This is a genomic window from Streptomyces sp. NPDC005374 (assembly GCF_042872225.1).
Lineage (GTDB): Bacteria > Actinomycetota > Actinomycetes > Streptomycetales > Streptomycetaceae > Streptomyces.
The window spans coordinates 462,343-482,883 of record NZ_JBIAKA010000007.1 but is presented as its reverse complement, the minus strand read 5'-3'; the positions used below and the strand labels follow the sequence as shown (position 1 = coordinate 482,883).

The 20,541-nt window shown below is 70.8% G+C and carries 14 protein-coding genes; 5 read left to right on the top strand and 9 right to left on the bottom strand.

Features of this window, described 5'->3' with window-relative positions:
• Nucleotides 1-140 precede the first annotated feature (140 nt).
• Nucleotides 141-2,009 (top strand): sulfatase, encoded by a 1,869-nt coding sequence (locus ACFYRX_RS20780; RefSeq protein ID WP_389101593.1) that lies wholly within the window; start codon nt 141-143, stop codon nt 2,007-2,009.
• Here the strand turns inward: ACFYRX_RS20780 and ACFYRX_RS20775 are convergent.
• Nucleotides 1,987-2,721: an alpha/beta fold hydrolase gene (locus ACFYRX_RS20775; protein ID WP_389101591.1), complete on the bottom strand. Its 735-nt coding sequence runs from the start codon at nt 2,719-2,721 to the stop codon at nt 1,987-1,989. The two genes, ACFYRX_RS20780 and ACFYRX_RS20775, sit on opposite strands and share 23 nt — an antisense overlap.
• A gap of 223 nt (nt 2,722-2,944) precedes the next feature.
• Here ACFYRX_RS20775 and paaK point away from each other — a divergent pair, with 223 nt between their 5' ends.
• Entirely contained in the window at nt 2,945-4,240 is a 1,296-nt protein-coding gene (gene paaK / locus ACFYRX_RS20770; RefSeq protein WP_389101589.1) for a phenylacetate--CoA ligase PaaK, read from the top strand.
• On the opposite strand, the gene ACFYRX_RS20765 is transcribed toward paaK, so the two are convergent.
• On the bottom strand, nt 4,237-5,733 hold the full coding sequence (locus ACFYRX_RS20765) for an acyl-CoA synthetase (protein WP_389101587.1): 1,497 nt from the start codon (nt 5,731-5,733) through the stop codon (nt 4,237-4,239). The genes paaK and ACFYRX_RS20765 overlap by 4 nt on opposite strands.
• Nucleotides 5,734-5,796: 63 nt before the next feature.
• Between ACFYRX_RS20765 and ACFYRX_RS20760 the strand changes: the two genes are divergently transcribed.
• Nucleotides 5,797-8,196: a penicillin acylase family protein gene (locus tag ACFYRX_RS20760; protein ID WP_389101585.1), complete on the top strand. Its 2,400-nt coding sequence runs from the start codon at nt 5,797-5,799 to the stop codon at nt 8,194-8,196.
• A 64-nt stretch (nt 8,197-8,260) separates the two neighbouring features.
• Here ACFYRX_RS20760 and ACFYRX_RS20755 read toward each other — a convergent pair whose 3' ends face one another.
• The 3 genes from ACFYRX_RS20755 to ACFYRX_RS20745 all read right to left on the bottom strand — a co-directional run bounded on the left by ACFYRX_RS20755 (nt 8,261) and on the right by ACFYRX_RS20745 (nt 11,887).
• Complete coding sequence (locus tag ACFYRX_RS20755; protein WP_389101584.1) at nt 8,261-9,814, bottom strand: acyl-CoA synthetase; 1,554 nt, start codon at nt 9,812-9,814, stop codon at nt 8,261-8,263.
• Complete coding sequence (locus tag ACFYRX_RS20750; protein WP_389101582.1) at nt 9,811-10,920, bottom strand: NAD(P)H-dependent flavin oxidoreductase; 1,110 nt, start codon at nt 10,918-10,920, stop codon at nt 9,811-9,813. The genes ACFYRX_RS20755 and ACFYRX_RS20750 overlap by 4 nt, the downstream gene beginning before the upstream one ends.
• Nucleotides 10,921-11,035: 115 nt before the next feature.
• The gene (locus ACFYRX_RS20745; protein WP_389101580.1) at nt 11,036-11,887 is read right to left on the bottom strand and encodes a helix-turn-helix transcriptional regulator; all 852 of its coding nucleotides are present in this window, start codon (nt 11,885-11,887) and stop codon (nt 11,036-11,038) included.
• Nucleotides 11,888-11,974: 87 nt separating this feature from the next.
• Between ACFYRX_RS20745 and ACFYRX_RS20740 the strand changes: the two genes are divergently transcribed.
• Nucleotides 11,975-12,754: an SDR family NAD(P)-dependent oxidoreductase gene (locus ACFYRX_RS20740; RefSeq protein WP_389101578.1), complete on the top strand. Its 780-nt coding sequence runs from the start codon at nt 11,975-11,977 to the stop codon at nt 12,752-12,754.
• Here the strand turns inward: ACFYRX_RS20740 and ACFYRX_RS20735 are convergent.
• From ACFYRX_RS20735 to ACFYRX_RS20720, 4 genes are all read right to left on the bottom strand, one after another.
• Entirely contained in the window at nt 12,751-14,322 is a 1,572-nt protein-coding gene (locus tag ACFYRX_RS20735; RefSeq protein WP_389101577.1) for a phytoene desaturase family protein, read from the bottom strand. The two genes, ACFYRX_RS20740 and ACFYRX_RS20735, sit on opposite strands and share 4 nt — an antisense overlap.
• A 55-nt stretch (nt 14,323-14,377) precedes the next feature.
• Nucleotides 14,378-16,627, bottom strand: a complete 2,250-nt coding sequence (locus ACFYRX_RS20730; protein WP_389101575.1) for a tetratricopeptide repeat protein — start codon at nt 16,625-16,627, stop codon at nt 14,378-14,380.
• A 62-nt stretch (nt 16,628-16,689) separates the two neighbouring features.
• Nucleotides 16,690-17,532 (bottom strand): oxygenase MpaB family protein, encoded by an 843-nt coding sequence (locus ACFYRX_RS20725; protein WP_389101573.1) that lies wholly within the window; start codon nt 17,530-17,532, stop codon nt 16,690-16,692.
• A 129-nt stretch (nt 17,533-17,661) separates the two neighbouring features.
• A complete protein-coding gene (locus ACFYRX_RS20720; RefSeq protein WP_389101571.1) occupies nt 17,662-18,033 on the bottom strand; it encodes a hypothetical protein in 372 nt (123 codons plus the stop codon).
• A gap of 64 nt (nt 18,034-18,097) precedes the next feature.
• Between ACFYRX_RS20720 and ACFYRX_RS20715 the strand changes: the two genes are divergently transcribed.
• Nucleotides 18,098-20,497: an ATP-binding protein gene (locus ACFYRX_RS20715; RefSeq protein WP_389101569.1), complete on the top strand. Its 2,400-nt coding sequence runs from the start codon at nt 18,098-18,100 to the stop codon at nt 20,495-20,497.
• The last annotated feature ends 44 nt before the right edge of the window (nt 20,498-20,541 follow it).

Genomic DNA, 20,541 nt, shown 5'->3' with positions numbered 1-20,541 from the left:
ACACTTCCGACCCCGTGCGATTGAACCGAACGTGACGTGCGAACGTACTGGTGGTGGCAGGCTCGGTCAGCGGGCCCCGTTCGTCATGCCATCGCGGCAGGACCGCACGCCACCGCAAGACCGCACGGAAGGACCACCGGGTGTCACTCTTCACTCGCTCTCGCCAACTGCCGGACACCGCTCAGGACGAGGCCGAAGCGGAAGGTGGGGGTGCGACGGGGGAAGGTGTGACGGGGGAGGCCGTGGAGGAGCCCCGGGCTGCCGAGTCCACGAAGTCCACTGAGTCAACCGAGTCCACCGAGGACGCGGTGCTCTCCGAGGCCGGTCACGAGACCGGCCCACCCGACCCGCCCGGCTCCCCGCGCCCCGGCTGGTTCGGCTGGCGCCGCCGCTACCCCCGTACCGCACGCGGGGTGTCCGTCGGGACGAGCGTGCTGGCCGGTCTGCTGGTGCTGCTGGTGCTGCTCTTCCCCAACCGGCTCGACCACATGAACCTGCGGTCGTTCTTCCGTCTCCCCGTCGAGGCGATCGTCCTCGTGGCCGTCCTCCTCGTACTGCCGCCGAAAGCACGCCGGATCGCCGCCGTCGTCTCGGGGCTGTTCCTCGGGCTGTTCGCGGTCATGAAGTTCATGGACATGGGCTTCTACCAGACGCTGGCCCGGCCGTTCGACCTTGTCTTCGACTGGATCATGCTGGGCAACGTGACGGACTGGCTCAAGGAGACGTTCGGCCGCACCGGCGAGGTGCTCGCGGTGATCGGGGTGATCGTCCTGTTCCTCGCCCTGCTCGCGCTGTGCACGTGGGCGATGGTGCGGCTGACGAACGTGATGTCCCGGAACCGTTCCACGTCCGTCGGCACGATCCTCGTCCTCGGCACCGTGTGGGTCACATGCTTCACGGTGGGCGTGCAGTTCGGTGGTGTCACGTTCGCCACCAAGGGCAACACCGAGTTCCTCGCCAACCGCGTGCAGCAGGTCCGCAACGGGCTGGGCGACGCCCAGGTCTTCGAGAAGCAGTCCGCCGTCGACGCCTTCGCCGCCACCCCGCCCGACCAGCTCCTGACCGGACTGCACGGCAAGGACGTGCTGTTCACGTTCATCGAGAGCTACGGCCGGGTGGCGATCGACGACCCGGCGATGGCACCGGAGATGGACGCGACCCTCAAGAAGGGCGACGCAACGCTCAAGGCGGCCGGTTTCGCGTCCCGCAGCGGCTGGCTGACGTCCCCCGTGACCGGCGCCGGCAGCTGGATGGCCCACTCGACGTTCCTGTCCGGCCTGTGGGTCAAGAACCAGCAGCGGTACCTGAACCTCACCGGCAGTGACCGCGCGACCCTCACCAGCTACTTCCAGAAGACCGGCGACTGGCGCACGGTCGGCATCGTGCCGGGTGTGCGCAAGTCCTGGCCCGAGGGCAAGTACTTCGGCCTCGACCACATCTACGACTCCACGCATCTCGGCTACAAGGGCCCCTACTTCAGCTGGACGCCGGTGCCGGACCAGTTCAGCCTGGAGGCCTTCCAGAAGCTGGAGCACGGCAAGAAGAACCGTGACCCGATCATGGCGGAGATCATCCTGGCGTCCAGCCACAACCCCTGGTCGCCGATCGCCCACACGATCGACTGGAACGACCTCGGGGACGGTTCGGTCTTCGAGCAGATCAAGAAGGAGGGCACGAACCCGACGGAGGTCTGGAAGAGCCAGGACCGCGTGCGCACCGAGTACCGCAAGGCCATCCAGTACTCCGTGGACAGCCTGACCCAGTGGATGCAGCGCTACGGCGACGACAACACGGTCCTCGTCTTCCTCGGCGACCACCAGCCCGTCCCGACGGTCACCAAGGGCTCCGCCAACAGGGATGTGCCGATCACGATCGTCGCCAAGGACCCGAAGGTGCTGGACCGGGTGGCCGACTGGAACTGGACCGAGGGCCTCAAGCCCGCCGACAACGCGCCCGTGTGGGGCATGGACAAGTTCCGTGACCGCTTCATGACGGCGTTCGCGAAGTGACGTCCCGCGCTTCCAGGAAGGGCACCAGGGCGGCCAGGAACTCCTCGGGCCTGCTCTCGTGCACCAGATGACCTCCGCCGACGGTCACCAGCCGGGCGTCGGGGATCACTGACGCCATCATCGCGATCTCTTCCTGCGGGATCGGACTGGTGGGTCCGCCTGCGATGAGCAACGTGGGCATGGTGATCCGCCCCATGTGGTCCCACCACATGGGGTCGGGTGCGTTGCGCTGCTCGTCGGTGGCCAGCAGCATGGCCCGGTCGAAGGACGGGTCGGAGTCCGGAGCCGACGCGGGTGCGGGCGGTCGAGGCGGGTCGAGGGGTAGCGGCGCGGGCACGTCCTCCAGGACCAGGCGCCGGACGACCCCGGGTGCACTCTGAGCGAGGAGGCAGGCGACGATTCCGCCGAGCGAATGGCCCACGACGTCGGTACTGCCGACACCGAGCGCGGTCAGGAAGCCGCGCATGTCGTCGCGCATCGCTTCGTACGCGTAGGCACCCGGCGCCTCGCCCGGCCAGTCACTGCGACCGTGACCGCGCAGGTCGGGCGCGTACACCCGGCGCGGGTGCGGCTCCGCGGCGAGTCTCTCGGCGATCCCGGTCCAGTCGGCGCCGTCGGCGCCCCGGCAGTGCAACAGCAGAACGGGCGGCGCGTCCTCGGGGCCCCACGCCCGGTACGCCAGGGTGATGCCGTTCGCCTTGACGGTGTCCATGCCGGGGAACCTATCCGCAGTAGCGGCCACGGGTACTCCTCCTCTGCCCAGGGCAGAGCGCCGACGGTTCCATGAGCGCAAGCCGACGAGGCACGTGCCGGCCCCGACCACAATGTGCGCCGACCCCTTGCCTCCACGCGAATCGCCTGGATTACTGATCCACAGCACCACGACCGAATGATCGGTCGCCCGGAATGCGGCGATGGGTGAAAGGGACGGTCCGATGGCGGATGCGACGGAGCTGCTGGACTCGGGGGAACGGCTGGACGCCGAGTCGTTGCGGGCGTTGCAGTTGGAGCGCTTGCGGCACTCGCTCCGGCACGCGTACGAGAACGTGCCGTTCTATCGCGAGTCCTTCGACAAGGCGGGTGTCCGGCCGGAGGACTGCCGGTCCCTGGCCGACCTGGCTCACTTCCCCTTCACCACCAAGGCGGACCTGCGCGAGAACTATCCGTACGGGATGTTCGCCGTGCCCCGGGACCATGTGCGTCGCATCCATGCCTCCAGCGGGACCACCGGGCGCCCCACAGTGGTCGGCTACACCGACAACGATCTTTCCCTGTGGGCGGACATGGTGGCGCGTTCCCTTCGGGCCGCGGGCGGGCGGCCCGGGGACGTCGTGCATGTGGCGTACGGCTATGGGCTGTTCACCGGTGGGCTCGGCGCACACTACGGCGCCGAACGGCTCGGCTGTACGGTCGTCCCCGCGTCCGGTGGCATGACGGCCCGGCAGGTCCAGCTCATCCAGGACCTGGAACCCGGAATCATCATGGTGACCCCGTCGTACATGCTGACCCTCCTCGACGAGTTCGAACGGCAGGGCGTCGATCCGCGCGGCACCTCCCTGCGGGTGGGTGTCTTCGGTGCCGAGCCCTGGACGGAGGAGATGCGCCGGGAGATCGAGGAGCGGTTCGCGATCGACGCCGTCGACATCTACGGGCTGTCGGAGGTGATCGGCCCGGGCGTCGCGCAGGAGTGTGTGGAGACCAAGGACGGGCTCCATGTGTGGGAGGACCACTTCTTCCCCGAGATCGTCGATCCGATCACCGGGGAGGTGCTGCCGGACGGTGAGCAGGGTGAGCTGGTGTTCACCTCGCTCACCAAGGAGGCGATGCCCGTCGTCCGGTACCGGACCCGGGATCTGACCCGGCTGCTGCCGGGCACGGCACGGGTGTTCCGGCGGATGGAGAAGGTCACCGGCCGCAGCGACGACATGGTGATCCTGCGCGGGGTGAACCTCTTCCCCACCCAGATCGAGGAGATCGTCCTGCGCACCCCGGGGGTCGCGCCCCACTTCCAGCTCCGCCTCACCCGTGAAGGCCGCCTCGACGCCCTCACCGTGCGGGCCGAAGCCCGGCCGGGCGCCGCACCCGGGTCCCGCGACGCGGCAGCGCGGGCCATCGCGGCGGCCGTGAAGGACGGTATCGGTGTGTCGGTTGCCGTCGAGATCGTCGAACCGGAGTCCCTGGAGCGGTCCGTCGGAAAGATCCGCCGGATCGTCGACCTGCGTCCCCGCTAACCGGCGAACCGGTCCCTCAACTCCCGTTTCAGGATCTTCCCGCTGGCGTTCCGCGGCAGCTCGTCCACGAACAGCACCCGCTTCGGCGCCTTGAAGTGGGCGAGCTTCTCCCGCGCGTGGTCGATCAGTTCGGCTTCCGTGACCTCGCCGCGCGGAACGACGACCGCCGTGACGGCCTCGATCCACCGCTCGTCGGGCAGGCCGATCACCGCGACCTCGGTGACCGCCTCGTGTGTGTAGAGGGCGTCCTCGACCTGGCGTGAAGCGACCAGCACACCACCGGAGTTGATGACGTCCTTCACCCGGTCGACGATCGTGAAGTAGCCGTGCGCGTCCCGCACCGCGAGGTCGCCGGAGTGGAACCAGCCGTCCCTGAAAGCCGCTTCGGTCTCCTCGGGCTTGTCCCAGTACCCCTCGCACAACTGCGGTGACCTGTAGACGATCTCGCCGGGCGTGCCGTCGGGCACGTCCTTGCCGTCCTCGTCCACGACCCGGGCGTCGACGAACAGGACGGTCCGGCCGCAGGAGTCCATCCGCCCCTTGTGCTCGTCGGGCGCGAGGACGGTCGCGAGCGGGCCGATCTCGCTCTGGCCGAAGCAGTTGTAGAAGGCCAGCTTGGGCAGGCGCTCCCGCAGTCGCTCCAGGACCGGCACCGGCATGATCGAGGCGCCGTAGTAGGCCTTGCGGAGACCGCTGAGGTCACGCGTGGCGAAGTCGGGCCGGTTGGACAGGCCGATCCACACCGTGGGCGGGGCGAACAGGCTGTCCGCGCGGCCCGCTTCGATGAGGTCGAAGAGGCGGTCGCCGTCGGGCGCGTCGAGGATGACGTTGGTCGCGCCGACCGCGAGGTAGGGCAGCAGGAAGACATGCATCTGGGCCGAGTGGTACAGCGGCAGCGAGTGCACGGGCCGGTCGCCGGCACTCAGGTCGCAGGCGGTGATCGCGCTCAAGTACTCGTGCACCAGGGCGCGGTGGGTCATCATCGCGCCCTTGGGCAGGGCTGTCGTCCCCGAGGTGTACAGGAGCTGGACGAGGTCCTCGCCCTGCGGTTCGGGTCCGTCGTACGGCGGTGTCGAGCTCAGTCGGGCCAGCATCGAGTCGTCGGCGTCCCGCAGGGGCAACACGGAGACGCCGTCCGGGAGTCGGTCCGCGAGGTCCGGATCGGCGAGGACGAGTGTGCAGCCCGACTGGCCGATGATGTACGCCAGGTCGTCCCCGGTGAGGTTCTGGTTCACCGGCACGTGCACAAGGCCCGCGCGGGCGCAGGCGAGGAAGCCGATCAGATACGCGTCCGAGTTGTGGCCGTAGGCGCCGAGCCGGTCACCGGGGCCGAGGCCCTGGTCGAGGAGCAGCCGCGCCGCGCGGGAGACGGCGTCGTCGAGTTCCGCGTACGTCCACGAGCGCTCGGCGTACTCCACCGCGACGCGTGCCGGGGTGCGCCCAGCGCTGCGGCGCAGCACCCCGTCAACCGTACTGCCGTGTCCTGACGTCATACGGGACAACCTACCGGTTGGTACGCTCAACCGCTCCTTCCCTCAATGACGTTGGGAGGCACGATGCGCACCCGTTTCAGACGCACCGTCGTCGCGGCCGTGGCCCTGTTCGCCGCCGTCGGCACACTGCCGGCGGCAGCCGCGCAGGACCGGCACAGACAGGATCATCCGTCCCACGGCGACCTGTCCGCCACCATCCGCTACACCGAGTACGGCATCCCGCACATCCTCGCCAAGGACTACGCCGACCTCGGCTTCGGCACCGGCTGGGCGCAGGCGGCGGACCAGGTGTGCACGCTCGCCGACGGTTTCGTGACCGTGCGCGGCGAGCGTTCCCGTTTCTTCGGGGCCGACGCGGCCTCCGACTCCGCGCTTTCCTCGGCCACCAAGAACCTCTCCAGTGACCTGTACTTCCGCGGGGTGCGGGAGGCGGGCACGGTGGAGAAGCTGTTGGCCACGCCCGCGCCGAGCGGCCCGAGCCGGGACGTGAAGGACCTGATGCGGGGCTTCGCGGCGGGCTACAACGCCTGGCTGGCGAAGAACCCGATCACCGACCCCGCGTGCAAGGGCGCCGACTGGGTGCGTCCCGTGTCGGTCCAGGACGTGGCGGCGCGCAACTTCGCGCTGGCCGTGCTCGGCGGGCAGGGCCGGGCCGTGGACGGCATCACGGCCGCACAGCCACCCGCCTCCACGACGGCCGGGGCGGGCGCGCCCGACGCGCAGGACACCGCCCGCGCCGCCCGTGACCTCTTCGCCGCCGACTCCGCCGACATGGGCTCCAACGCCGTGGCCTTCAGCGGGGCCACGACGGCGAACGGCCGTGGGCTGCTGCTCGGCAACCCGCACTACCCCTGGCAGGGCGGCCGCCGCTTCTGGCAGTCGCAGCAGACCATCCCCGGAGAGCTGAACATCGCGGGCGGTTCGCTGCTCGGTTCGGCGACCGTCTCCATCGGTCACAACGCACATGTGGCGTGGAGCCACACCGTGGCCACCGGCGTCACCCTCAACCTGCACCAGCTGAGCCTCGACCCGGCCGACCCGACCACGTATCTCGTCGACGGCAGGCCGGAGCGGATGACCCAGCGCCGGGTGACCGTCGCCGTCAAGGGCGGCGAACCGGTGACGAGGACCCAGTGGTGGACGCGGTACGGCCCGGTCGTCACCTCGCTCGGCGCCGCGCTGCCGCTGCCGTGGACGACCACGACGGCGTACGCGCTCGGCGATCCGAACGCGGTCAACATGCGCGCCTCCGACACGGCTCTCGGCTTCAGCAAGGCGCGCAGCACGGACGACGTGCTCGGCGCGCTGAAGCGCACGCAGGGGCTGCCGTGGGTCAACACGATCGCCGCCGACTCACAGGGCCACACCCTGTTCACCCAGTCCCAGGTGCTCCCCCGGATCACCGACGAGCTGGCCCAGCGCTGCTCCACTCCCCTGGGCAGGGTCACCTACCCCGCCTCGGGGGTCGCGATCCTCGACGGATCGCGCGGCGACTGCGCCCTGGGCAGCGACCCGGACGCCGTGCAACCGGGGATCTTCGGGCCCTCGAGGATGCCGGTCCTCAAGGACGCGCCCTACGCGGAGAACTCCAACGACAGCGCCTGGCTCGCCAACGCCGAACGTCCGCTGACCGGTTACGAGCGGGTCTTCGGCACCGTGGGGACCCAGCGTTCGCTGCGCACGCGCGGTGCTGTGCAAGACGTGTCGGCGATGGCCGCGCGAGGCCGGTTGACCGTACGAAATCTGCAGGCGCACCAGTTCGCCAACCGGGTGCCCGCGGGTGACCTCGTGGCGGCGGACGCGGCGAAGGCCTGTGCGGCTCTGCCCGGCGGCACGGCAACAGGCAGCGACGGCAAGGCCGTTGACGTCACCGAGGCCTGCGGAGTGCTCGCGGGGTGGGACCGCACGGCGAACACCGACAGCCGGGGCGCGCTGCTCTTCGACCGGCTGTGGCGGAAGCTGCCCGTGTCCCAGCTGTGGACGGTGCCGTTCTCGGCGGCTGACCCGGTGAACACCCCGAACACCCTCAACACCTCCTCGCCCGCCTTCGCGACGGCTCTCGCGGACACGGTCACCGAGCTCAGGGCGGCCGGCATCCCGCTGGACTCCCGGCTCGGGGAGCACCAGTTCGTCGTGCGGAACGGGAAGCGCATCGCCGTTCCCGGCGGTACGGAGTCGCTGGGCGTGTGGAACAAGGTGGAGCCGGTGTGGGACCCGGCGGGCGGCGGATACACGGAGGTGTCGACCGGGTCCAGCTACATCCAGGCGGTGGGCTGGGACGGCGGCCGCTGCCCGGTGGCCCGGACCCTGCTGACGTACTCCCAGTCCGCGAACCCGAACTCGCCGCACTTCAGCGACCAGACGCGGCTGTTCTCGGCGGAGAAGTGGGTGACCTCCCGGTTCTGCGAGAAGGACATCCTGTCATCGCCCGCCCTGAAGATCGTGCGGGTGCGCGGACACTGAGCATGTGGTCCCGTCACACATGTGGCGGGACCACATCGCCACACCGCGAGGGCGTGGGCCTCGGTCACACCGGCCGGGTGCGGCCCTCCCAGTACGGGTCCCGCAGGCGCCGCTTATACAGCTTGCCGTTGGGGTCGCGGGGCATCTCGGTGATGAAGTCGACGCTCTTGGGCCGTTTGTAGCCGGCGAGTTGCTCCGCGCAGTGGTCGAGGATCGCGGCGGCGAGGTCGGGGCCGGGTTCGTGACCGGGCGCCGGTTCCACCACGGCCTTGACCTCCTCGCCCCAGCCGTCGTGCGGGATGCCGAAGGCGGCGGCGTCGGCGACGGCGGGGTGCTGGAGCAGCACGGACTCGATCTCGGCCGGGTAGATGTTGACCCCGCCGGAGATGATCATGTCGATCTTGCGGTCGCGCAGGAAGAGGTAGCCGTCCTCGTCGAGGAGGCCGAGGTCGCCGACGGTGAAGAAGTCGCCGATGCGGTTCTTCTTCGTCTTGGCCTCGTCCTTGTGGTAGGCGAAGCCGCCGGTGTTCATCTTCAGGTAGACGGTGCCGAGTTCGCCGGGTGGCAACTGGTTGCCGTCGTCGTCGAAGATCGCGAGTTCGCTGATGGGCCAGGCCTTGCCGACCGTGCCGGGTTTCTTCAGCCAGTCCTCGGCGGTCGCGAAGGCCCCGCCGCCCTCGCTGGCCGCGTAGTACTCCTCGACACAGGGCCCCCACCAGTCGAGCATGGCCCGCTTGACGTGGTCGGGGCAGGGAGCGGCCCCGTGGATGGCGTGCCGCATGGACGAGACGTCGTAGCGTGCCCGGACGTCCTCGGGCAGGGCCAGCAGGCGGTGGAACTGGGTCGGGACCATGTGGGTGTCGGTGCACCGATGGGCGTCGATCAGCCGCAGCATCTCCTCGGGCGTCCACTTGTCCATCAGCACCAGCGGGTGGCCGATGTGCAGGGAAGCGGCCGCGAACTGCAGGACGGCCGTGTGGTAGAGCGGGGAGCAGACGAGGTGGACGTCGTCGCCGAAGGGCCGGATGCCGAAGATGCCGAGGAATCCGCCGAGGTACGCCTCCTCCGGGAGCTTGCCGGGCAGCGGACGCCGGATGCCGCGCGGGCGGCCGGTGGTGCCGGAGGTGTAGTTCATGACCCAGCCGAGCTCACGGTCCGTGGGCGCCGACTCCGGTTGTCCGTCGAGGAGTTCGGCGTACGGCCGGAAGCCCTCGACCTCGCCGACCGCGTACCGCCGGTCCGCCGGAAGGCCGGCCTCGTCGGCGGCCCGGCGCGCGGTCTGACCGAACCGCTCGTGGGCGATCAGCACCTTCGCGCCGGAGTCGGCGACGATCCAGGCGATCTCGGGGGCGACGAAGTGGTGGTTGACCGGCACCAGGTAGAGACCGGCCTGGCTGGCGGCGAGGTGCGCGACGAAGAACTCCGCGCTGTTGGGCAGGACGACCGCGAAGGCGTCGCCGCGTTCGAGACCGGCGGCGCGCAGACCGTGGACCAGCTGGTTGGCGGCGGCGTGGAGGCGCCCCGCGGTCCAGGGCGAGCCGTCGGGGGCGATGAGAACCGTACGGGAGGGGTCCTGGGCGGCCTGCGCCCAGAAGCCCGCGGGAGGGGTGCTCGTCACTGGCTGCTCCTTCCGGCGATGCGGTTGATGCGGTCGACGGCCCGCTCGAAGCCGCGGGTGAGGTCGTCGAAGACGGCCTGGACACTGCGTTCGCTGTTCATCCGGCCCACGATCTGGCCGACGGGCGTGCCCAGCAGCGGCTCGACCTCGTACTTCTGGATGCGCGAGACGGCCTCGGCGACCAGCAGACCCTGCAGCGGCATGGGGAGGGTGCCGGGCCCTTCGGCGGAGTCCCAGGCGTCGGTCCATTCCGTACGGAGCTGGCGGGCGGGCTTCCCGGTCAGGGCACGGGAGCGCACGGTGTCGCCGGAACCGGCGGCGAGGAGTTTCTGGATGAGCCGGGGTGAGGTCAGTTCGGCCTCTGTGGTGGTCAGCCATATGGAGCCCAGCCACACACCCTGGGCCCCGAGTGCCAGTGCAGCGGCCACCTGCTGCCCGCTGCCGATGCCGCCGGCCGCCAGGACGGGCAGCGGGTCCACGGCGTCGACCACCTCCGGGGTGAGGACCATGGAGGCGATGTCGCCGGTGTGGCCGCCGGCCTCGTAGCCCTGTGCGACCACGATGTCGATGCCGGCTTCCTGGTGCTTGGCGGCGTGCCGGGCACTGCCCGCGAGAGCGGCGACCAGCACGTCCTGTTCGTGGGCGCGGTCCACCACGTCGGCGGGCGGCGAGCCCAGGGCGTTGGCGAGCAGCCGGATCGGGTAGTCGAAGGCGACGTCCAGCTGGCTGCGGGCGACCTGTTCCATCCAGCCCGTGATGCGCCACCCGGACGCCTCGCCCTCGGCGAGTTCGGGTACGCCGTACTTCGCGAGGGTGTCCTTGACGAACTGCCGGTGCCCCTCGGGGATCATCGCCTCGACGTCGGCCTCGGTCACGCCCTCGACCTTCCTGGCGGGCATGACGACGTCCAGGCCGTACGGTTTCCCGTCGACGTGGGCCTCGATCCAGTCGAGGTCGCGTTTGAGTTCGTCGGGTGCCGTGTACCGGACCGCGCCGAGCACTCCGAAACCGCCGGCCCGGCTGATGGCCGCGGCGACGGCGGGGAACGGCGTGAAGCCGAAGACGGCGTGCTCCAGTCCCAGTTTCTTGCTCAGCTCCGTCTGCATGGGCGCAGGATGCCGCAGTCCTCCGGACGACGGAAGAGGTTTTCTGATGCTCCGTCAGATTCAGGTCGCCGGATCACCGGGAGGCACGGGTGCGGCGCGCCCGGCAACCGACGGATCAGCCGGGCACGTCCAGCCGCTGGGTACCGACGACCGCCAGCAGCCGCAGCGCCTCTTCTGACGGCGAGCCGGGGGCGGCCGTGTAGATCACGACGTGCTGGTCGCGGTCGGCGATGTCCAGGACGTCGCAGTTCACCGCCACCGGGCCGACCAGGGGATGGTCGAAGGTCTTGCAGAGGGTGGGGCGGGCCGTGACCTCGTGCGTGGCCCACAGATGGGCGAACACCTCGCTCCCGTCGAGGAGTTCCGCCACCAGAGCGGTCAGCTCGGGATCGTCGGGATAGCGGGCGGAGGCGGCGCGCAGTTGCTGGACCGAGGAGCGCGCGAACTCCTCGCCGTCCGAGACGCCGTAGAGCCGGCGGCCCTGTGGGTGCGGACCGAGGAAGGAACGGCGTACGAGGTTGCGGTCGCGGCGGGAGAGCTGAGAGAAGTCCTCCATGAGGGCCGCGGCCAGGTCGTTCCAGGCGATCACCTCGTAGGTCGCCGAGATGACGATCGCGGCGGCCTGCGGCAGCCGGTGCAGCAGGTCGACGAGGCTCTGGCGCACCTCGCGCGAGGGGCCGGGCGGCGGGCCGGGCGGGGTGCCCGCGAGGTGGTGGAGGTGGTCGCGTTCGGCGTCCGACAGCCGCAGGGCGCGGGCCACCTGGACCAGGACCTCGCGGGACGGCCGGGGCGCCCGGGCCTGCTCGAGGCGGGTGTAGTACTCGGTGGAGATGTACGCCAGCTGCGCCACCTCCTCACGGCGCAGGCCAGGGGTGCGGCGGCGCGGGCCGACGGGCAGCCCCACGTCCGCGGGGGTGATGCGCTCACGTCGGCTGCGCAGGAAGTCGGCCAGTTCATGTCGGTCCACCTCCCCAGTCTGCGCGTGAGCGGAGGTCCCCAGCCAGGTACTGCCGGTGCCTGGATGAGGATCGCGGCCGGACGCAGGCTCGTCTGCATGACCGACAAGACCACCACCACTGCCCTGCTCGCCGACAAGGTCGCCTTCGTCACCGGCGCCGGACGCGGTATCGGCGCCGCGGCCGCACGGCTCTTCGCCCGGGAGGGAGCCCGGGTCCTGCTCGCGGCCCGGACGGAGAGTCAGCTCAAGGCGGTGACCGAGGAGATCCGTGCCGCGGGCGGCACCGCCGATTACGTCCACTGCGATCTGGCCGACCCGGCGAGCGTCCGCGCCGCCGTGGACCGGGCCGTCGAGCTGTACGGCAGGCTCGACGTCGCCTTCAACAACGGGGCGACCATCCAGCAGCCCGGGCCCATGGACCAGCTGGCCGAAGCCGACTTCGACCATGTCCTCGCCGTCAACCTCAAGGGCCCCTGGCTGGCGATGAACGCGGAGATCGCCGCGATCCGGGCCACCGCCGGGACCGGTGCGATCGTCAACAACTCCAGTGTGGGCAGCCTGATGGCCAACCCGTGGCTGCCCGCGTACGGCGCCGCCAAGCGGGCGGTCAACAGCCTCACCGCGTCGGCGGCCGCCACGTACGGCCCGGAGGGCATCCGCGTCAACGCCATCGCCCCCGGCACCACGCTGACCGAGATGATCGACGAGTGGGAGACCGCCTCCCCCGGCATCGTCGACGAGCTCGCCGCCCGGACTCCACTGGGCCGGGCCGCCGCTCCGGACGAGATCGCCGAGGCCGCCGCCTGGCTGCTCAGCGACCGGGCCTCGTACGTCACCGGCACGGTGCTCCGGGTCGACGGCGGCAGCCTGGCCTAGTCGGAGGAGCCCTCCAGCACGGCCATGGCCGCGTTGTGCCCCGGCACGCCGCTCACCCCGCCGCCGCGCACCGCGCCCGCCCCGCACAGCAGGACGTTGGCGTGCCGGGTCTCCACGCCCCAGCGGCCGGTGCCGTCCTGGGCGTACGGCCAGGACAGTTCGCGGTGGAAGATGTTGCCGCCGGGCAGCCGCAGGTCCCGCTCCAGGTCGAGCGGAGTCCTGGCCTCGATGCAGGGCCGGCCGTCCGCGTCGGTGGCCAGGCAGTCGGCCAGCGGTTCGGCGAGGTGGGTGTCGAGCTGGGCGAGGGTCGCCGCCAGGAGTTCCTCGCGTACGGCGTCGTTGTCCCGGTCGAAGAGCCGGGCCGGGGTGTGCAGGCCGAACAGGGTGAGCGTCTGACAGCCCTGCTCGACCAGGTCCGGGCCGAGGATCGACGGGTCGGTGAGCGAGTGGCAGTAGATCTCGGAGGGCGGCGCGGCGGGCAGTTGGCCTGCGGCGGCCTGGGCGTGGGCGGTGGCCAACTGCTGGTAGCCCTCGGCGATGTGGAAGGTGCCCGCGAACGCCTCGCGCGGGTCGACGGAGTCGTCGCGCAGTCGTGGGAGGCGCTTGAGGAGCATGTTCACCTTGAGCTGGGCGCCCTCGGCGGGCGGGGGCGCCTCGTCGCCGGTGAGGGTGGCCAGGGCCTGCGGGGAGGCGTTGACCAGGACGTGCCGGGCGTCGACCGTGCCCTCGCCGTCGGCGGTGCGGTACGTGATCTCCGCCGTGTGTCCGTCCGTGGAGATCCGCACGGCCTCGTGTTCGGTGGCGATGACCGCGCCCGCCTGCCGCGCCGCCGTCGCCAGCGCGTCGGTGAGGGCGCCCATGCCGCCCACGGGCACGTCCCAGGCGCCCGTCCCGCCGCCGATCACGTGGTAGAGGAAGCAGCGGTTCTGCTGGAGCGAGGGTTCGTGGGCGTCGGCGAACGTTCCGATGAGCGCGTCGGTCAGGACCACGCCCCGGACCAGGTCATCGGCGAACCGGTCCTCCACGGCCACCCCGATCGGCTCCTCGAACAGGACCCGCCACGCCTCCTCGTCGTCCACCCGCAGGCGCAGTTCGTCCCGCGTGGGCAACGGTTCGGTGAGGGTGGGGAACACCCGCTGGGCGACGCGGCCCGTCATGCCGTAGAACCGCTGCCACTGCTCGTACTCGCGCTCGCCGCCGGTGAGCCGGGCGAAGGCCTCCCTGGTGCGCCGCTCGCCGCCGCCGACGAGGAGGCCGGTCGGCGTGCCGTCGCGTTCCACCGGGGTGTACGACGACACGTTGCGTGTGCGGACGCGGAAGTCCAGGCCGAGGTCCCGGACGATCTTCTTGGGCAGCAGGCTGACCAGGTAGGAGTAGCGGGACAGCCGTGCGTCCACCCCGCTGAAGGGCCGTGTCGAGACCGCGGCGCCTCCTGTGTTCGCGAGCCGTTCGAGGACCAGTACGGAGCGTCCGGCCCGGGCCAGGTAGGCGGCGGCGACCAGGCCGTTGTGGCCGCCGCCGACGATGACGGCGTCGTAGCTCCGCTGGGGTCCCTCGTGTGCAGGCATGGTTCTTCGTAACACGTGGTGATCTAGGTCGGCCAGGGGGGAGGCGGCACCCGGCTCACTGGGTGCCGGACGCCCGTTGCTGCCGTAGCGCCGCGACTCTGCGGTAGAGCTCCACCGCCTCCGCGCCCCGGCCGAGCTGTTCCAGGCAGTGGGCCTCGTCGTTGCGGCTGGCGAGGGTGTCGGGGTGGTCGGCGCCGAGGACGCGTTCGCGGGCGGTCGCCACCCTGCCGTACTCGGTGAGGGCGTCCGTCCAGCGGCCGAGCCAGCCGAGGCCCACGGCGACCTCGCGGCGGCTGACCAGGGTGTCCGGGTGATCGGGGCCCAGGACCCGTTCGCGGATCGCGCACACGTCGCGGGACTCGGCGAGGGCCTCCTCCCAGCGGCCGAGGCGGCCGAGGTTGACGCCGAGGCCGTGGCGGGCGCGCAGGGTCTCGGGGTGGGCGGGGCCGTGGATGCGGGTGCGGTCCTCGATCAGGTCGCGGTAGAGCTGGAGGGCCTCTGTGCTGCGGCCCAGGCGGCCGAGGCTGATGCCGACCTCGTAGCGGGCGGCGAGGGTGTCGGGGTGGTCGGGTCCGAGGGCCTGGGCGCGGGCCTCGGCGACCTCGTGGTAGGTCCCCAGGGCTTCCTCCCAGCGGCCCAACTGGCCGAGGGCGTAGGCCACTTCGTAACGGGTGACCAGTGTGTCGGGGTGCTGGGGGCCGAGCACCCGGACGCGGGCGGCGGCCACCTCGCAGGCCATGCGGTACGAGTCCTCCAGGCGGCCCAGTCTGCTGAGGTTGAAGGCGAGGTTGTGACGGCAGCGCAGGGTGTCGGGGTGGTCGGGGCCCATCCGGCTCTCCCGGGCGGCGAGCACCGAGTTGTAGACCTGGTGGGCGTCGAAGTGCCGGCCCAACTGGCCCAGTACGTACGCCATTTCCTGGCGGGCGGCGAGGGTGTCGGGGTGGTCGGCGCCCAGCGCGCGGGTCCTGGTCGCGGCCACGTGCTTGTACTCGCGCAGGGCGTCGGCGGCGCGGCCGGTGCGGCTGAGGGTGAAGGCGACCTCGTAGCGGCTGGCCAGGGTGTCGGGGTGATCGGGGCCCAGCAGGTGTTCGCGTTCGGCGGCGACCGCGCGGTGCACCTCGCCGGCCTCGGCCCAGCGGCCCAGGCGGCCGAGGCTGAGCCCCGCGTTGTGCCGGCCGGAGAGTGCGGTGACGGCCTGCGGGTCGGGCGCGGGAGGCTCGTCGGGCACGGGGTCCTGGGTGCGGCCGTTGACCGGGCGGGCGATCCACTCGCCGGTCAGGCCGGCTCCGGCGTCCGGGGGTGTGGTGGCGAGGCCGGCGCCGGTGGCCTTGTGGCCGGTGGTCATGCCGCGGGTCCAGGACGGCAGCCGGGTCTCGCGCGGGCGGGCGGGGGCGAGGGGCTCCATCGGCCGGAAGTCGGGCTGCGGGGTGACCACGGTGGGCACGTACGCCGGCGTGGTGCGGCCCAGGGTGATCCGGCGGCCCAGCTCACGTGCGTCGTGCGGGCGTTGTTCGGGGAGCTTGGCCAGCAGGTCCAGGATGACCTTGTCGAGGTACTCGGGGAGCTCGGCGCGGTGGCTGCGCGGCGGGCGGGGCGGGGTGTCGCGGTGGCCGACGAGGATCGCCCACGCGTCCTCGAGGTCGAACGGCGGGGCGCCGGTGGCGATCTCGTAGAGCACGCACCCCAGGGAGTACAGGTCGCTGCGCAGGTCGACCTCGGAACCCCCTATCTGCTCCGGCGACATGTAGTGCGGGGTGCCCATCGCGATGCCGGTGCCGGTCAGCCGGGAGGTGAAGCCGATGTCATGGCCGAGGCGGGCGATGCCGAAGTCGCAGATCTTCACGGTGCCGTCGGTGAGGCGGACGATGTTCGCGGGCTTCAGGTCCCGGTGCACGATGCCCTGCTGGTGGGTGTAGGCCAGTGCGGCGGCCACCTGGTCGGCGATCTCGACGACGTCGGCGACCGGCAGCGGATGCTGCTTGTTGTCCTCCAGGAGCTGGCTCAGATTGCGGCCGTCCAGGAGCTCCATCACCAGGTAGAGCACGCCGTCGGACTCGCCGAAGTCATGGACGACGGTCACGCCCCGGTGGCTGAGGGCCGCGGCCACCCGTGCCTCACGCCGGAAGCGCTCCCGCAGGACCCGGGTGAAGGTCTGGTCGTGGTGTGCGCCCATCGGCTTGAGGCACTTCACGGCGACATGCCGGCCCAGCGACTCGTCGCGCGCCCGCCACACCTCGCCCATGCCCCCGCGCCCGATCAGATCGAGCAGCCGGTACCGCCCCTGGATGAGCCTGCTGTCCCCCATCTCCTGCGACCGCCCCCGTCATGTCTGCCCCGCCCTCCCCTGGCCCGTACCAGTATGGCGACCTATCGTCCGAGTTTGTACGGGGAGGGCCGGGAGCCCGGGCCGAGTCGGTCCATGGCGCGCAGGATGTGCTTGGGCGGGAGTTGCCAGCGCAGCCGCGCGGGTACGCAGCGCAGCAGGGTGCCGGTGGCGCGCAACTGGCGGGTGACGGTGGTGGGTTCGGGGGCTTTCCTGCCGTACAGCTCGTGGGCGTACGGCGGCAGGGCGGCGTACGCCAGGTGCGCCACGCGCCGCCACAGCAGCTCGCGCGCCGGGACGAGGAGGGGGTGCGTCGGGGGGCGGAGGAGGAAGTCGTCCACTTCGCGGGCATCGGGCGTAGCGGCGAGTTCCGGGCGCACCTTCTCGAAGTAGGCGGCCAGCTCGCCCTGGTTCGCCGGTACGGCATCGGGGTCGAGGCCGACCAGACGGGCACTGACCCGGTGTTCGGACACGTATCGGTCCGCCTGCTCGTCCGTGAGGCGGAAGCCGGAGCGCCGGGCGACCTGCAGATAGGAGTCGATCTCAGCGCAGTGCACCCACAGCAGCAGTTCCGGTTCGTCGACGCCGTAGCGCTCACCGGTGTCGGGGTCGGTCGCGCCGAGCATGGCGTGGATCCTGCGGACCCGGGCGCCGGCCTCCTCGGCGGCCTCGACGGTGCCGTAGGTCGTGGTGGCGACGAAGTTCGCGATACTCATGAGCCGGCCCCAGGCGTCGCGCCGGAAGTCGGAGTTCTGCATGACGCCGCGCACGGCGCGCGGGTGCAGTGCCTGGAGGTAGAGCGCGCGGATGCCGGCGACCCACATCATCGGGTCGCCGTGCAGCTGCCAGGTCACCGACCTCGGCGTGAACAGTCCGGGATCACCCATGCCCGCAGTGTGACCGGGATCGCTGGTTGGTACCAGGCCCCCTTCACGGCCCGGCCTGATGCCAAGCAGCTTCAACGGCCGCAGCCGCGCAGAGCCGGCGACATACTCGGCACTTCGGTACAGCGCGGATCATGAGGCGGGTGTCACCACGGCTGGGCCAGAGATCTTCGGCGACGACAGCCGTGACAGGAACGCCCCGGTCCAGTTCGAGTTCATGGCCCCGGTCAGCGGCCGGAACTGCTCCAGTTCCGCTCCCGGCCGCCACACCGCATGGTCACGACCCAGGCCTTCCGCGACCATGGGGTCCCCGACCGCGTACACCGGCCACTTGTTCAACCAACCCTTTCTGGTGACCAGAGGCCACGGTTCCATGCGTCCGGCTGTCAGCTCCTCCGGCCGAACGGCAGCCGGATCGCGGAGCACCTTCAGCGTCTCCAGGACGACCGACCGATTGGCTCCTTCTGGAACGTCCCGACGCTCCTTCCCGTCCTGCTGCGCCAACTCCCTGATCACCTCGGATCCCCTGCCCCGAGCTGTACCACCAGCTCCTCCTGCACACCCGGTCATGATCACGGCGGCCCTGGCCGAGGCCCTGACGGGGCACTTCGAGGACCACCACGCCCGGCTGCCCGGGGTGCCGCTGTCCACCGTCGACCATCGGACCGGCCAGATCCACGGCGGCTTCGCCCCGACTACCTCGTCGAACGGGCCTGTGACCCTTTCGATTTGTCATGCACTCCAAGGTTCAGGCTCGGTTACCATGCGCGATGTGAACGCACAGGTGGCGCGGCGACTTTGGGCAGTAGCGGGCGCCGCTGGGGCGTTCGCCGCAGTCGCAGCGGGATGGCAGGTGCTCGGCGATGTCGGGCCGGTGCAGTTCGCGTTGGCCGGGGTGACCGCGCTGCTCGGCGGAGCACTCGCGTGGTTCCAGGCCGACGGCGGCGTGAACGAACCGGTACCGCGGCATCCGGTGCCGCGGGAACTGCCCCGTGACATATCCGACTTCACCGGCCGTGCACACGAACTTGCCGAGCTGGGTGAGCTGTTACGCAGGCGAGGCGAATCGCCCTGCCCACTCGTCGCCGTCTCCGGCAAAGGAGGCCTTGGCAAGACGACGCTCGCGGTACGGGCTGCGCAGCTCGTCGCAGCCGACTTCCCCGACGGGCAGTTGTTCGCGAACCTACGCGGGTACGACCCCACGCCCGCCCAACCTGCCGAAGTGCTGGGCAACTTTCTGCGGTCGCTGGGCGCCGACCCTCGCGTGATCCCGGACGCACAGCAAGACCGTGAACAGTTGTTCCGTACCCTGAGTGCTGAACGCCGACTGCTCATCGTCCTCGACAACGCCAATGGGCCCCGGCAGGTGCGTCCGCTTGTGCCCGGCGGGCAGGCCGCCGCAGTGGTCGTCACCAGTCGGGCCCAGCTGAGCAGCATCGAGGGAGCTCACCCGATCGTGCTCGACCTCCTGGAACCCAGCGAGGCGGTCGAGTTGCTGGGGCGAGTCGCGGGCAGGGAGCGGGTGGCAGTCGACCCGCAGGCCGCACGGCAGCTAGTGGCCCTGTGCGGGCATCTGCCGCTGGCCATACGCATCGCCGGGGCGCGCCTGGCCGAGAGACCACACCTGAACCTGACCACTCTCATCGGCCACCTCGCCGACGAGCGCCACCGGCTGGACCACCTTGAGATCGGAGATCTCGATGTCCGCTCAACATTCATGATCAGCTATCAGGGCCTACCGGCGGCGCAGCAGCAGGCGTTCCGACTGCTCGGGCTCTTTCCCGGAACCGACTTCGCGGCCTGGCCACTCGCCGCGCTCATGGGCATCACGCTGCGCGACGCTGAGCGACACCTCGACGCGCTGGTGTCTGCGCAACTGCTCGATGCGATCCGCCCGGACGAGACCGGTGCCGCCCGCTACCGCTTCCACGACCTGCTTCGCGCGCTGGCACGCGAACAGCCCGAAGCCGAAGCCGAAGCTGCGGCCGGCCGACTCCTGGGCGCGTACCTCACTCTCGCCTCCGAGGCGGAGGACCGGTTTCAGCCGGGCGAGCTGCGCAAGATCAGCACCCACCCGCGCAATGACGTCGAAGCCGAGCACCGCACCGAGTTGCTGCGCGATCCTGTCGCCTGGTTCATTGGCGAGCGGCACAACCTCGTGGCGCTCGTGCGGTTCGCCCACGAACGACAGATTTGGGAAGCGGCATGGGAACTCACTCACATTGCCGCGCCGTTCTTCGAGATGCTGGCTACCTGGGACGACTGGGAGACAACTGTGGAACTGGCTCTGGCCGGCGCCCGTCACTCAGGGAACCGCTGGGCCGAGTCGATCACGTTGTTCGACACCGCGGCGCTGTACCGCGACCTCGGTCGACGCGATGAGGCACTGGCCGCCTACGAGGAGGCACTGGCCGGGTACGAGGCGTCCGGCGACCAGCACGGCATGGCCGCCGTCATGCTGGGACAAGGCATCATCCACCGTAACCGGGGCTCGTGGGACGTGGCCGCGCGGCGGCTCACCGCTGCGGCAGAGGGGCTGCAAGGTGCCGGGGACCGCCGACTCACCGCGCAGGCCCAGCGCAGCCTTGCGGTCGTCCGCTGCGGCCAGGGACGCCTCGACGAGGCCATCGCATTGTTCCAACAGGCACGGGCGGAGTTCCAGCAACTGGGCGATCGACGGGCCGAGGCGTACGCCTGGCGCGGCCTTGCACAGGCCGAGCTCGACAACGGCGACCTGGGCGCGTCCTCCAGGTCATTTGACAGGAGCCTGGAACTGACCCAGGAGCTACGGGACCGCCGGGGTGAGGCCAGGGCGCTCCAAGGGCTCGGCCGGGTCGGAGCCGTCGGCGGCACGAAGGCCGCGGCACTGCGGCATTTTGCACAGGCCAGGGAAATAGCCGAGGAAGCCCACGATCAGGTACTCACCAGAGAACTGGACAATGACATCGCCTCCGCGAACCGAACGTAGCGAGCAGTCCTGATCGATGCTGCAAGCACCCCCTCCACGAGGTG